Source organism: Pandoraea commovens, assembly GCF_902459615.1.
GTDB lineage: Bacteria > Pseudomonadota > Gammaproteobacteria > Burkholderiales > Burkholderiaceae > Pandoraea > Pandoraea commovens.
On sequence record NZ_CABPSA010000002.1, the window covers coordinates 353,672 to 366,879 of the forward strand.

At 59.1% G+C, this 13,208-nt stretch carries 13 protein-coding genes and 1 tRNA gene; 9 read left to right on the forward strand and 5 right to left on the reverse strand.

The window, feature by feature from the left end; all coding sequences use genetic code 11:
• The first annotated feature begins 72 nt into the window (after positions 1 to 72).
• The 3 genes from PCO31010_RS07775 to PCO31010_RS07785 all read left to right on the forward strand — a co-directional run bounded on the left by PCO31010_RS07775 (position 73) and on the right by PCO31010_RS07785 (position 3,090).
• On the forward strand, positions 73 to 954 hold the full coding sequence (locus PCO31010_RS07775) for an isocitrate lyase/PEP mutase family protein (protein ID WP_150663753.1): 882 nt from the start codon (positions 73 to 75) through the stop codon (positions 952 to 954).
• A gap of 139 nt (positions 955 to 1,093) precedes the next feature.
• Positions 1,094 to 2,422, forward strand: a complete 1,329-nt coding sequence (locus tag PCO31010_RS07780; RefSeq protein WP_150663754.1) for an MFS transporter — start codon at positions 1,094 to 1,096, stop codon at positions 2,420 to 2,422.
• Positions 2,423 to 2,553: 131 nt separating this feature from the next.
• Entirely contained in the window at positions 2,554 to 3,090 is a 537-nt protein-coding gene (locus PCO31010_RS07785; protein ID WP_150663755.1) for a hypothetical protein, read from the forward strand.
• A gap of 73 nt (positions 3,091 to 3,163) precedes the next feature.
• On the opposite strand, the gene PCO31010_RS07790 is transcribed toward PCO31010_RS07785, so the two are convergent.
• The 3 genes from PCO31010_RS07790 to PCO31010_RS07800 all read right to left on the reverse strand — a co-directional run bounded on the left by PCO31010_RS07790 (position 3,164) and on the right by PCO31010_RS07800 (position 5,970).
• Positions 3,164 to 3,248, reverse strand: a tRNA-Leu gene (locus PCO31010_RS07790).
• 135 nt (positions 3,249 to 3,383) lie between these two features.
• Positions 3,384 to 5,270: a methyl-accepting chemotaxis protein gene (locus tag PCO31010_RS07795; protein ID WP_150663756.1), complete on the reverse strand. Its 1,887-nt coding sequence runs from the start codon at positions 5,268 to 5,270 to the stop codon at positions 3,384 to 3,386.
• Positions 5,271 to 5,499: 229 nt separating this feature from the next.
• Positions 5,500 to 5,970, reverse strand: a complete 471-nt coding sequence (locus tag PCO31010_RS07800) for a low affinity iron permease family protein (protein ID WP_150663757.1) — start codon at positions 5,968 to 5,970, stop codon at positions 5,500 to 5,502.
• 236 nt (positions 5,971 to 6,206) lie between these two features.
• Here PCO31010_RS07800 and PCO31010_RS07805 point away from each other — a divergent pair, with 236 nt between their 5' ends.
• The 4 genes from PCO31010_RS07805 (at position 6,207) to PCO31010_RS07820 (ending at position 9,009) form a co-directional block, all read left to right on the forward strand.
• Positions 6,207 to 6,884 (forward strand): hypothetical protein, encoded by a 678-nt coding sequence (locus tag PCO31010_RS07805; RefSeq protein ID WP_150663758.1) that lies wholly within the window; start codon positions 6,207 to 6,209, stop codon positions 6,882 to 6,884.
• An 88-nt stretch (positions 6,885 to 6,972) separates the two neighbouring features.
• The gene (locus PCO31010_RS07810) at positions 6,973 to 7,623 is read left to right on the forward strand and encodes a hypothetical protein (protein WP_150663759.1); all 651 of its coding nucleotides are present in this window, start codon (positions 6,973 to 6,975) and stop codon (positions 7,621 to 7,623) included.
• 105 nt (positions 7,624 to 7,728) lie between these two features.
• On the forward strand, positions 7,729 to 8,289 hold the full coding sequence (locus PCO31010_RS07815; RefSeq protein ID WP_150663760.1) for a hypothetical protein: 561 nt from the start codon (positions 7,729 to 7,731) through the stop codon (positions 8,287 to 8,289).
• A 159-nt stretch (positions 8,290 to 8,448) separates the two neighbouring features.
• Entirely contained in the window at positions 8,449 to 9,009 is a 561-nt protein-coding gene (locus PCO31010_RS07820) for a hypothetical protein (RefSeq protein ID WP_150663761.1), read from the forward strand.
• Positions 9,010 to 9,047: 38 nt separating this feature from the next.
• On the opposite strand, the gene PCO31010_RS07825 is transcribed toward PCO31010_RS07820, so the two are convergent.
• Together PCO31010_RS07825 and PCO31010_RS26935 are read right to left on the reverse strand one after the other, a co-directional pair.
• Positions 9,048 to 9,695 (reverse strand): ATP-binding cassette domain-containing protein, encoded by a 648-nt coding sequence (locus PCO31010_RS07825; RefSeq protein WP_343039120.1) that lies wholly within the window; start codon positions 9,693 to 9,695, stop codon positions 9,048 to 9,050.
• Positions 9,692 to 9,961: a metal/formaldehyde-sensitive transcriptional repressor gene (locus PCO31010_RS26935; protein WP_246184500.1), complete on the reverse strand. Its 270-nt coding sequence runs from the start codon at positions 9,959 to 9,961 to the stop codon at positions 9,692 to 9,694. Before PCO31010_RS26935 ends, PCO31010_RS07825 begins: the two co-directional genes overlap by 4 nt.
• 109 nt (positions 9,962 to 10,070) lie before the next feature.
• On the opposite strand from PCO31010_RS26935, the gene PCO31010_RS07835 reads away from it, so the two are divergent.
• Complete coding sequence (locus PCO31010_RS07835) at positions 10,071 to 10,907, forward strand: nickel/cobalt efflux protein RcnA (RefSeq protein ID WP_150663763.1); 837 nt, start codon at positions 10,071 to 10,073, stop codon at positions 10,905 to 10,907.
• A 200-nt stretch (positions 10,908 to 11,107) separates the two neighbouring features.
• A complete protein-coding gene (locus PCO31010_RS07840; RefSeq protein ID WP_150663764.1) occupies positions 11,108 to 13,018 on the forward strand; it encodes a hypothetical protein in 1,911 nt (636 codons plus the stop codon).
• Positions 13,019 to 13,208: the final 190 nt, after the last annotated feature.

The window sequence follows — 13,208 nt, forward strand, 5'->3', positions numbered from 1 at the left end:
TGATGCCGCGCCTGGCACGCAGATTGCGAACGGTATCTCCATTTACCGATAACTCACACGGAGACCGTCATCATGACTACTGCGACTGCACAACGCCGCGCCGAATTCCGCCGTAAGGTCGAGGCCCGACAGGGTCTGCTTGTGCCCGGCGCTTTCAATGCCCTTTCGGCACGCGTCATCGAAGACGCCGGTTTCGAGGCGCTTTATCTGACCGGCGCGGGCGTCACCAACATGTCGCTCGGTCTGCCCGATCTGGCATTCGTCGGACTGTCCGAGATGGCCGAACACACGGCGCGCGTGCGCGATGCCGTGTCGCTGCCGATCATCGTCGACGCCGACACCGGCTTCGGCAACGCGCTGAACGTGCGTCACACGGTGCGCGTGCTGGAGCGCAGCGGTGCGGATGCCATCCAGTTCGAAGATCAGGTGCTGCCCAAGAAGTGCGGCCATTTCAACGGTAAGGCCGTGATCTCTGCCGACGAGATGGTGGGCAAGCTCCACGCCGCCGTCGATGCTCGCGAAGACGGCAACCTGCAAATCATCGCGCGCACCGATGCAGCTGCCGTCGAAGGGATCGAAGCGGCTATCGAGCGCGGCCGTCGTTTCATCGAAGCCGGTGCCGACATCCTCTTCATCGAAGCGACGGAGACGCTGGCCGACATCGAACGTCTGCCCGCCCTGTTCGACCGTCCGCAACTGATCAACATCGTCATCGGCGGAAAGACGCCGACGCAATCGCAGCCGCGTCTGGCCGAACTGGGCTACGGCATCGTGCTGTACGCGAACGCCGCGCTGCAAAGCGCCGTGCTCGGAATGCAGAAAGCGCTCGGCACGCTGCGCGACAGCGGGCGTCTGGACGAAGACCCGTCGCTCGTGGTGCCGTTTGCGGAGCGTCAGCGTCTGGTGAACAAGCCGTTCTACGACGCCCTCGACAAAAAGTACGCCGCCGACTGACCGGTACCGCTTTCGACATTCGCAAGTAGGTGACGCATCGATTCGGGTGCGTCGCCGGTTCTATCCCAAGCCGCACCGCAATGCCGCAATTCCGCATCACTGCAAGACGGCATCAAACAAAAAGTATCGGAGACAGATTGTGACGCCCCCCTCGGATTCCCTCACCGCACGTCAACCGCATTCCCGCAACGCTTCCACCGCCACCACTCGCGCCCCCGTCAAGATAGGCTCCATCGTCGGCGGCCTTGCGGGCAACCTGATCGAGTGGTACGACTTTCTCGCCTACAGCATCTTCTCGATCTATTTCGCGAAGGCCTTTTTCCCCGGCGACAACCCGACCGTCCAGCTGATGAACACGGCAGCCATTGCGGCGGTCGGTTATGTGGCGCGTCCGTTGGGTAGCTGGCTCATCGGCCTGTACGCCGACCGTCGCGGCCGCAAGGCGGCCCTCACGGGCTCGGTGCTGGCGATGAGCGTCGGCTCGATGATGATCGCGCTCACGCCCGGTTACGCGACTATCGGCATCTTCGCGCCTATCGTGCTGATCGCGGCACGCCTGCTGCAAGGTCTGTCGATGGGCGGCGAGTACGGCACCAGCGCGACGTATCTGAGCGAAGTCGCGCCGGAGAACCGCAAGGGCTTCTTCCTCGGCTTCCTGCAAGTGAGCGTGGTGGCGGGGCAACTCGTCGCACTGGGGCTCATGCTGGTGATGCAGCGCTGGTTGCTGACGGCCGAGCAGATCGAACACTGGGGATGGCGTATTCCGTTCGTGCTGGGCGGCGTGCTGGCGCTGTTCGCGTTGTACATGCGTCGCAACGTGACGGAGAGCGAGGCGTTCGTCGACAGCGCGAAGAAGCGCGAGACGTCGATTGCACGCGAGGTGTTCGCACACTGGCGTCAGATTCTGCTTGCCATCGGTATCACCATCGGCGGCACGGTCGCGTTCTACACGTTCACCGTCTACATGCAGAAGTTCCTGGTGAACTCGGTCGGCCTCACGAAAGAGACGTCGACGTTCGTCTCCACGCTCGCCCTGCTGCTGTACATGCCGCTGCAACCGCTGTTCGGGCTGCTGTCGGACGTGATCGGCCGTCGCAAGGTGCTGATGATCTTCGGCGTGAGCACCACGCTCTTCTCCGTGCCGCTCTTCACGGCGCTCGCCCACACGAAAGACCCGCTGGTGGCGTTTGCACTGTCGTTCGCCGGACTGGTGATGCTCTCGGGCTTTACATCGGTGCACATGCTGGCGAAAACCGAACTGTTCCCGCCGCGCATTCGTGCCCTTGCCGTGGGCTTCCCGTACGCGCTGACGACAGCGATTCTCGGCGGCACGACGGAGTTCGTGGCGCTGCGCTTCAAGGCGAGCGGTCACGAGTCGTATTTCTATTGGTACGTGACGATCTGCGCGGCGATCTCGCTCGTCGTCTATCTCAAGATGCCGGAGACGCGCGGTCGCAAGTTCGACTGAGACCTTTCCCGCGCGTTTTGACGGGCAGATTCCCAGCTTCCGCCGGATTCGCGAAATCCGGTGACGGATCCGCAAAGTGCGTTGGCCCACGCGTGGCATCGTGGGCCGACTATTGCTGCGGAGTTCCGCCCATGATGCCGTCGCCGATCCTCGACCTCAGTCTTGTCCTGCCCTCCGATGCGGAGGAGTTGTGCCGCGGGAGTCTGACGCCAGATGTGGCGTGCGATCTCGAAGGTGCGTTCAATGTCCCCGGACCGTCGTGGTCACTGCCATTTCCGACCGTGCCGCCTGACACCGACACGGCGTTTCGATTCCAGACCGATTTTCTGGGACTGGGCGACGATGCGTACAACGACATCATCACGCAATGGATCTGCGCCGTGCAGCACGGGAGCGGCACGTCAGCCTGGCGCGCGTTCGTTGCCCGATGGCAAATGCGTATTCCGGGCGAGCATGGCCGCTACACGCTGTTCGGGTTTCTGATGCAGAAGTTCGGCAGGATCGACATGCGCCTTCGCCCCGCCGCGCTCGAATGCTTTCTGACGGATGGCCCCGACGGGCGTGCGGCGGTGCAACGTCACTGGCACCGGGTCGGCCTGGGGACGTTCTCGCGCGAGCACTGGCCGCGGGTGCAACGGCTGCTGCGCCGGGCAGGCATGCTGCGGTGACTGGCACCGAAGAAGCGTGACGCAGAAAACGAAAAAGGCAGAAGACCTTTCGATCTTCTGCCTTCTGAAACCTTGGTGCCGACGGCGAGACTCGAACTCGCACAGCTTTCGCCACTACCCCCTCAAGATAGCGTGTCTACCAATTTCACCACGTCGGCTTTGTCCTGCAAGGGAGCGCGATTGTAACGGGAAAATTGGATTTTGTGAATGCTTCGCGCGCCGCGCAACCGTCTTGCGCGCGCGACGCGCTCACTACCGACACACCGCCTGGGGAGATATACGTGCGGTATATCTCAGGCCGCCAGCCGTTGCGACCCGCTGACAACCGTCAGCGCCGGTGTGTGGATGCCGCCGAAGCCGTGCGAATCCATGGCGTGTCCTTCGCGCAGACGGAAGCGGGCCACCGTCTCCGCCAGCATGCGCGCCTGCTCGCTGAGCATGGCTGATGCGGCCGCCGACTCTTCCACCAGCGCGGCGTTCTGCTGCGTCGCCTGATCCATCTCCGACACCGACCGGTCGATCTGGCTGATGCCCGCGCTTTGCTCGGTCATCGCGCCGTGAATCTCGCTCACCAGACGCTGGACGCGCGTGATGCCGTCGACGATCTCATGCATCGTGGTGCCGGCCGCCTGCACGCGTTCCGTGCCGCTCTTCACGTTCTGAACCGACGTCTCGATCAGGCCCTTGATTTCCTGTGCGGCGGCGGCGCTGCGTTGTGCCAGCGTACGCACTTCGCCCGCGACCACGGCAAAGCCGCGGCCCTGCTCGCCCGCGCGTGCCGCTTCCACGGCGGCGTTGAGCGCCAGGATGTTCGTCTGGAAGGCAATGCCGTCGATCACGCTGATGATTTCCGTAATGCGCTCCGACGACTGCGTAATGGCGGCCATCGTGCCCACGGCGTCGGTGACGACCTGGCCTCCGCGTGCGGCGGCGGCGCTCGCGTCGTTGGCCAGTCGCGTCGCATGCTCGGCGGTGTCGGCCGTCTGCTTGACGCTCGACGTCAGTTCGGTGAGCGCGGACGACGTCTCCTGCAACGATCCGGCCGATGCTTCGGTGCGCTGCGACAGATCGCGGTTGCCCATTTCGATCTCGCTCGTGGCCGACGTCATCGACGATACGCCGGTGCGCACATCGAGCATGACCGTGCTGATCTTATCAACGAAGGCGTTGAACGACTTCGAGATCTGCGCGACTTCGTCATGACCGGTGACGTCCAGACGTTGGGTCATGTCGCCGTCGCCCGAGCCGATGGTGTCCATCGCATCGCGCACGATCGACAGGCGCTTGAAGGCGCGCGACGTGAAGATCGAGGCGATGAGCAGGGCGACGAGCGTGAGCACCACCAGCGTGACGATGGTAGCCGTGAGCACGTGCGTGAGACCCGACGTGGCTTCCGCGCGGTCGAGCGCGACCACCAGATACCAGTCGGTGCCGGGAATGCGCTTGGCCTTGAGCAGCTTGACCGCGCCGGACAGGTCCATCGATACCGGCGCCGCGCCGTCGGCGGCCATGCCGGGCAGCGAGTCGGCGGTGAGCGTGGCGGAGACGTCGGTCGACGGCTTGAGCGAGTACTTGCTGTCCGGGTGAGCGATCACCTGACCGTCGCTGGCGACGACCAGCGCGAGGCTCGACGGCGTGGGGTGAACGGCCTTGATGATGTCCTGCACGCCGGTAAGCGCAACCGCACCGCTGATCGCACCGGTCGTCTGACCGTCGCGCACGAGCGGCGCAGTGAAGGCCACGTAAGGAATGCCCGTCGACGAATCGCCGTACGGCTTGGTGACGGTCAGCTTACCGGCTGCGACCGCGCTCTTGTACCAGGGGCGCGCGGTCGGATCGTAGTCCGCCGGGGTGGGCGCGGTGGAGAAGAACGTTTTGTCCGACCAGCCGATGCTGGTGATCGGGAAGTCGTTGGTCTTGCCCATGAGCTTCACGAGGCCGGTGGGGTCACCCTTTTCCACCACTTGCGACGTGGCGACGACCGCCTGCGCCTTGTCGGCCGCCCAGCGCTCGACGGTGCCCGCGTTGCCGTTAGCCACGGCCGAGAGCGTGTGCTCGATGCTGGACATCATGCTGTCGCGCACGATCACGTAGGTCGTGACGCCTGAGAGGATCAGCGCGCCCACGACCGTCAGACAGGTGATGAGCAGAATCCGGGTTCGCAACGAAGTGACTTTCATGGGCTTTCATCGGTAGGCCCGCGTGCGAGCCGTTGATTGGGGGCGGCCGCTCAGGCGATTTGGGGGCACCCGAGCAGCGAAACAGTGATTCCATTACGTCCTTGCTCTCTGGGCTTACGGCTGGGTGGCGCAATAACTTTAGTGAGCAGGAATCAACGCCCGTGTGCTGCGCTTCAACGGCGGGTCCGATGCCCTTCAACGGTGCTTTCTACCGGTAGCTTTCTATTTCTCATTTCGGTCGTTGAAACGTAGATGACTTTGCGTTTGTGTCACCGTCCTCGTGATCGCCTTCATCGATGAATGGCGAATCGGTATCGGGGGTGCCCTTTCGCAACGCAAGGCGCGCGTCGTTCGCAAGCGCTTCGTAGCGCTTGCGGAAGCGGGTCAGTTCCTTTTCGTCGAGTTCTTCGAGATCGAGCAGGGCGTTGTGTGCGCCTTCCATTGCACGGATCAGCTCGTCGAGTTTGATGTGCATGGCCGCCGTATCGCGGTTCTGGGTGTTCTGAATGAGGAAGACCATCAGAAAGGTGACGATGGTGGTCGAGGTGTTGATGACCAATTGCCACGTGTCGCTGTAGCCGAACAGCGGTCCGGTCACCGCCCAGATCAGCACCAGTGCGACCGCCAGGACAAACGAGGCCGGACGCCCGGTCAGTGTGGATAGGTAGCTCGAAAACTTCGAAAACCATTTGCCATTCATGACCGTCTCCCGTGGATTGAAGCGATAGACGGATGATGGCATAGGTGCGTCGGGCGTTGAATTCGCAATGCCTAAGCGCGTTCGCAATATCCAAGGGTTTCCCCAGACCGCTAACGCGCCAATGTCACAAGCGACTCCCTACGGCTTCAGGTTGCCAAAGGCACGGGGCATAAAGCGAAAGTGCGCCGCGCTATTGGTGCCAATCTGAAACTCCCATCTGTACGAGGAGTTGAGTCATGCCAATGGTTGAAAGCGCGAATGCGAATACGGCGGCTTATGCCGCGCAAGTGTCGTCCCAGCCCGTCAAGTCGGAGGCCAGTCCACAGGAACATCCAACGATGGCCCGTGATCTGTGTTTTGTGTGTCACGGGCAGTGTCACTCGATTCTGTGCCCGCCCTGCGGAACTGGAGACATCCAGCTATTGGTGACGACGCACTCAGTCGGGATTCGCCACCTTGCTGTGTCGATGAAGATGGATCCGAACCCGACTGGCACAGACGAGTCGGGGAAGGCGATCGATGAGACGAAAGAAGGTCAGGATAGCGGCCACATAGAAGATTCGTACGTCGACATTGAAACTGCAAAGACAGAGATGCAGAAGGTGATTCATCGGCGATATGGACACATCGATAGTGAAAGTGCCGAGACGACCGAGGTGCCGGAATCGTTTATCACGTTGACTGAAAATGGGAAGCGAGCGGTTTTCGCGTCCACCGTTGATTGGGTGCTTTCGAACTCCAGTGAACTAACGCCAAAATGGTTTGCAGTGATTCTTGACCTCGCTGCGGAAGAGGGGCTCGTTGGCCACTTCGCCAACACCGTTTCACAGCACACGTATGACAAGCTGGACGAGCTAGCGGAAAACCAATTGGTGAAATCCGTGATCAATACGTTCGGTATGCGAATCAAATAATTTCAAGTCTATTCCTGGTTCGCCACGTGGTTACGTCGGCAAACCTTGTCATGCGCCCAATCCCGATCTATCGCCAAGGAGTCAAATCATGCAACAGATTTCCGTGAATTCAGCCGCCTACGCTGCACCACTTGTCCCCCAGGATGCCGACCCAAACAAGGTTGGCACGTCGATTTCGCAAATAGGAGCCGACCTGCGTCGGGCAGGCCACGGAGTGAATGAGTCGATGAAGATATTGCCCGGAGATACGGATGTCGTTGTCGTAATACCGGTGGATCGGCTAGGAAGTAGAGAACTCTCCTTCAGGATACTCCTGGGCCAGGAGGGCAATGGCGCAGGAAGCGTGCTGCAGGACGAGAAGAAAGCGAACGAAGGTGACGAAGTCAGTGATGCCAAAGACTCGAATGAGGCAATCGAACTGGCGAAAGAGGACGTGAAGAAGGCAATTCGAGAGCGCTATTACGGAAAGGACGTCAGGTCGGACCCCGCTTCGGTCCGGGGTCTGAGCGATGACGGAAAGCGGCAAGTTTTCGAGGCCATTGTCAATTGGACGTTCGAAGGCTTTGACGACAATACGAATGCCTGGGTGGCCGCGTTGGCCGAGCTTGCCGCCGATAGTGGCTTGTGCGAATACCTGAGCAATACCGTGCCGCAATCCACGTACAACGAGCTGAGCGGCACCCAGCAGTTTGCGTTAGCGAAAGCCGTCGTCGACGCGGCTGGGATGGTCGTGAAGTAAGTCGGAGCGCGTGGGCGAAGAATCGAAAAGCCCCGCGGCTGTAACCGAAAGTGCGGCGTTTTCGCCGTCACTTACTGGAACTCCCAATCACTTAGGAATCGAATCATGGAAAACGCCATCAATTCAGGCCTCTCGCCGATTCAGCCCCATTCCCCGCCAGAGGACGTGCAGAGATCATCTTCCGAGGGGGCCGGTGTTGCCGGAAATCTTGTCGGGGCGAAGCAGGCCTCGTCAGATGCGGCGCTGCGACCGGGCTCAACGTACATAGGGGATCCGTTGCCGCTTCAGAACGTAGATTTTTCGAAAATCCTCGACGTATGGAAGCAGGTGTCCGATCGACCGACGAAGGGGAGCCTCGAGTCGCAAGTCGCCGAGCTCAAGGCCGCCATTGGCGCTGAGCTAGCTTCGTCACAAGACATGAAGGCATCGGCCAAATCGCTGATGAGGGAACTGTTGTGGCGCATCGACGAACTCCCCGAGAACCTCCGAGGCAGGGGGCTGGAGACGGTCCTGGAATCCTTTGAGCAACTGATGTCGAAAGCCTGGTTTGACGACGTACTGCCGCAAGTCATCGCTAGTTTCGACGGACCGGAATGGCTTGAAAAATTTCCGGAGAGCGCGCGCAGGACCGTTCAGCTCTTTATGGACAGTGTTGAGAACAGCTGACGGCATCATTCGCGCACCGTAGTTCTCGCAAGACGGCGCCATACGCATGGCGCCGTTCTCGCGGCGATTGGTGTACGTCACAGGTCGCGACACTGGCGCGACGTGAAGCTGGTGGAGCTCCCATGCAACCGGGGCTCCCAATCTCTCAGGAGTTGAATCATGGAAAACGTCACAAGTTCGGGCCTTTCGCCGATTCAGCCCCCCTGCGAGCCGGATGCCGCGCAGGGGCCGTCGTTCACACGAACGGGCGTTGCCGGAGACCTTGCCCGGGCGAGGCAGGCATCGTCGGATGCGAAGCTGCAACCGTACGCATCGTCTCTACGGGAGCCGCCGATCCTTCGGGATGTCGATTTTTCGAAGATCTATGACGTATGGACAGAAGTGTCCGAAAGGCCGGAGCAGGAGAGCACCGAGTCGCAGATCAGCGAGCTTAAGGGCGCCATTGGGGTTGAGATCATTTCATCGCAGAACATGAACGCAACGGCCAAAGCGGTCATGGCGGAACTGTTGTGGAACATCGACAAACTCCCGGAGCACGACCGTAGCAGAGGGCTGGAGATGGTTCTGGACGCGTTTGATGAGCTGTTGGAAAAATCGTGGTTTGACGCCTTGATTTTGGAAGTTCTCGCCGACTTCGACGGACCGGAATGGCTCGGCAAATTTCCGGAGAGCGAGCGCAAGACCGTTCAACTCTTTCTGGATGCCGTCAAAGAGAGCTGAAGCCGTAAGTCGCGAGAGGTATGCCGGGGTCCTGTGACCTATCGCGCGAATGCTGCGGGAAATGCGAGGGTCGTCGCCCGACATCCCTCGGCCAGTTCATCGTCGTGTGTCGAGAACAGAACGCAGTGATCTTTGCCGAGCATAGAAAACAAATCGATCAGCACCGCGCGTGAAGGGCCGTCGAGGCCACCGGTAGGTTCGTCTGCCAGGATCACTCGCGGTGTACCGAACAATATCGCCGTCAGATAGAACTTGCGACGCGTGCCCGTCGACATCTGCTCGAAGCGCTTCTCCATGTGCGGCATCAGGCTGAAGCGCTCGGCGAGATCAAGGACGCCTTCGCTCACCGTCACCTGACGTTGTGCCGCACGTTGCTCAAGGAAGCCACGTCCGGTTTGCATGGGTTCCGTCATGCAATCGAACGGCACCACGGCGAGCGCGGCCTTGGCAACGTGCGGCGCGCTCTGCATCGAATGCCCATCGATCCACACCTTGCCACAGCCCGTATCCACTGTGCCTGCGAGCATGCCGAGCAGCGTGGTCTTGCCACCGCCGCCTTCATCGCGCAATGCGAAGCAACCGGGGCCAGCATCGAAACGCAGGCTCTCGAAAAGCGTGAAACCGTCGAAACGTTGGGTGAGCCCTTCGAAGCGAAGCAGTGACGCGTGGTGCATGACTTCGCTCATTTCAGATAAGCCTTGATGACGTGAAGTAAGGGGGCCAGTTCGGCTTCGCGCTGCGCCTGATCCGGTTCGTTGATGACGTGATCGACGAGATGTCCCTCGATGACAGCGCCCATCAGCCCGTTGATCGCACCGCGAATTGCAGCGATCTGCTGAAGGATTTCGACGCAGTCGCCCTCTTCGCTCAACTGCCGCTCCAACGCCTGCGTCTGCCCTTGAATGCGACGCACCCGTGCCAATAGCTTGTTCTTGTCCCGAATCGTATGCACGGCTTGTCGCGCCCCTGTCCAATGAAAATCGAATGAAAAAATCCTAACACAAATATACTGGTGGGGGGTATATTGCGAGACATCGCACAACCCTACCGAGTTTCCTGAAATGGCTGATTTCCCAACCCTTCTCCAGCAAGGCAGTGCCTGGCTGTTCATTCCGAGCGCGATATTGCTCGGCGCGTTACACGGTTTGGAGCCTGGCCATTCCAAGACGATGATGGCGGCGTTCATCGTTGCGATTCGCGGCACCGTCGGACAGGCGGTGTTGCTCGGTCTTTCGGCAACGGTGTCACATACGGCGGTGGTCTGGCTCGTCGCCATGGCGGGCATGTATTTCGGGCGCAACTGGAACCCCGAAGCGTCCGAGCCGTACTTCGAAGTGGTCTCGGGCGTTCTGATTCTCATGGTTGCGGGATGGATGCTGTGGCGCACATGGCGCGACGGTCATCGTGCGCACGCGCATCATCATGCCGACCATGACCACGACCACGACCACGACCACGACCACGACCATCGGCATGCTCACCCGCAGGTGCTGACAGCCATCGGCGACGGCTATCAGGACGCCCACGAGCGTGCACACGCCCGCGACATCGAGAAGCGCTTCGCCGGACGCGAAGTCACGACAGGCCAGATCGTCATGTTCGGTCTGACGGGGGGGCTCGTGCCCTGTCCTGCGTCGATCACCGTGCTGCTGCTGTGCCTGCAACTCAAGCGCTTCGCACTGGGTGCGGGATTGGTACTGTGCTTCAGCATCGGACTGGCGATGACGATGGTGGCGTCCGGCGCGCTGGCAGCGCTGAGCGTGCGCCATGTGTCGCGCCGCTGGAGCGGGTTTGGCGAGTTCGCGCGCAAAGCACCGTACTTCTCGGGCGCGGTGATCGTGTTGGTCGGTGTGTACGTCATCTATCGGGGCGCGTCGCACCTGCTGCTGAACGTTTGATTTGCGCAGCTTGAAGCGATCGACAGGCGAACGCATCGAGAAGCGCAATCGGGATTGGGCGAAGTATCGGCAATCATCAAGGCGAAGGCCCCAACGTGGATTCGCCGCAAGATGAATCCGACAGGCCCATGTCGGCAACCCAAAGAGCGTAGACCAATCGGAACCACTATGAAATCTCCATTCACCGAAGGAGATAGATCATGGAATCGATTTCATCTGATTTGGGCCCCAACAAGACATTGTTGGCGGCCGAAATCGTCAACGAGCGTGCCGATGGCCACTCCGCCACGGCACAGACAGTCCCCTCGGATCTGACGCTCGCCGCCCCAGCGCCGCCGGATGTGGCGAAGGGCGAATCGCCGGAACTGGTTTCCCGCTACTGGATGTACGACAAATCAAGCAGTGAGTACGAAGGCCTCAAGGCCGATTTTCAGAGGGCTCTAAAGTTAAGTGGAAATGCGGCAGACAAAAATGAAGTGCGAGACGGATTGGAGCTGATGCGCAGCAGTCCAGCGCTGTTTCGAGGCTTCCCTGCAGGTGACTATCATGAACTGTTGCGCAAATCATGCGATCGCGGGGAGAGTCGATTGAGTCGGTTGATGGAATTTTCCGCCATCACAGGATCCGATTCACAGTGGCCGATGCGTCGAGAAATTTTTTACGAACTCGATTATTCCCTTCGTTATGAAGACCGGCCGGAGATGAGGGAAATTCTGGCGCGAGACTTAAAACGTTCTCTGGATGAGTGCTTCAGAACGATGCGGGGCGTCGACGAAGATTCATTGCGCAAATTTGTATTTGGTCTGCTTACCGATATCATTGAAATTAGGAGGCATCAACGTCTTAACGCTCTGATGAAATATTGCGAAATTATTCCGGATAAAATCAAGGAAATCCCCCAGTCGGATCTTCAGGAGTTACCGGAAATTCTCGCGCTTAACGGAGCGGATGCTTCCGAAGCAATCAAATGTCTTGGAAAAGCTACCGGTTACGTTTTTCTACCCCACGGGATATTGGTGGGTTGGAAGGAAATTCCAAGTCTGAACCCGGATATTCCCGAAGATCAAAGAAAGCGAACCGATTTTGCTGACGAACTGAGGCAAAGAATTGACAAGATTGTTGGCGACGGACGAGACGCGAATCTTGTTCTGAGGGAGGTCGTTCTGAAGCTGGCCCACATGGACGAAGAGACTCAATCGGCCGGTGTCAAACTGCTATGCGAATTCTTCAAAAATGATCTTTCAAGTATGTTTGCTGCATCTGGAGATAGAAAATCGCTTGGAATAATCGCAAGTTATTGTGAAAAAGCCAGGTCGGAGTTCGATGAAATATCAGAAGAAATTAATGATAGATTGAGATCGAATGGGCAGATGGGTTTGCAGGAGAGTTTCAAGGATTCTGTGCAGGAAAGGGTCAGAGATTATAGTAATTGGAGTCGCAATAGAGATCGATATTTAAGGGAAATTAGATTTAACCTAGGAAGTTTGTTATACGGCAAGAGCGACGATGAGAAACGCGCCGCCGGAATAGACGTTCTCCTTGGTTTCAGTGAGTGGGCGGACGGTTATGAAAAGCTCTTATGCCTACAAGATTTCGCAAGAATCCTGTCCGCAGACCATCGAGGAACCATTGTAGATATTGTCGGCGAGAATGCGGCGAAGGAATGGTTGTTGGGGAATTTCCCGGTGTCCAACAGAGACTTCGAGTTTGCCAGGATGCAGTTAGGTCTCGACGAGAAAGAAACGGCGCCGGAGGAGGTTGGTGAGGAGTTTGTCATTCCGTATAACCCCTCGGAAAGAGTGAAATGGGCCGAAAGAGAGCTTATGTCAATTTGTAATAGGGGGATGAACGGCAGCGGTACCGCGTTTCAGATGCATTCTTCCTTCAACAATATGTCGTGGCAGGACAGAGCGGATGCGATGCAGTTGACGGTCAACTGGACAATGCAGCCGTTGAATAACGACACCCTCAAGAAGTTGAAGGCGATGGCGGCTTCGGTGGACCTTCGGGGGCTCATGGCCAACACGGTCACGAAGCGGAAATTTGCAGAAGTAACGGATGAGAACCTTAGGTCGTACATGCAGCAGCGCAACATGGTGCGGTCGAACTAAAACGCACGCAGCGTTCGTCGGCTCGCTTGGCGTCAGCACAGTGGAGTCGGCGTATCCACCGCATTCGATTCGTGCAGTCAACGCACAAATGCTGTGCGCGGCGCCCTCTGGTTCGACGAAGGGCGCGTATCTACACTGAGCTCCTCTCAAACACCGATGGAGGACTCTCATCATGATGCAGCCCCTGCTC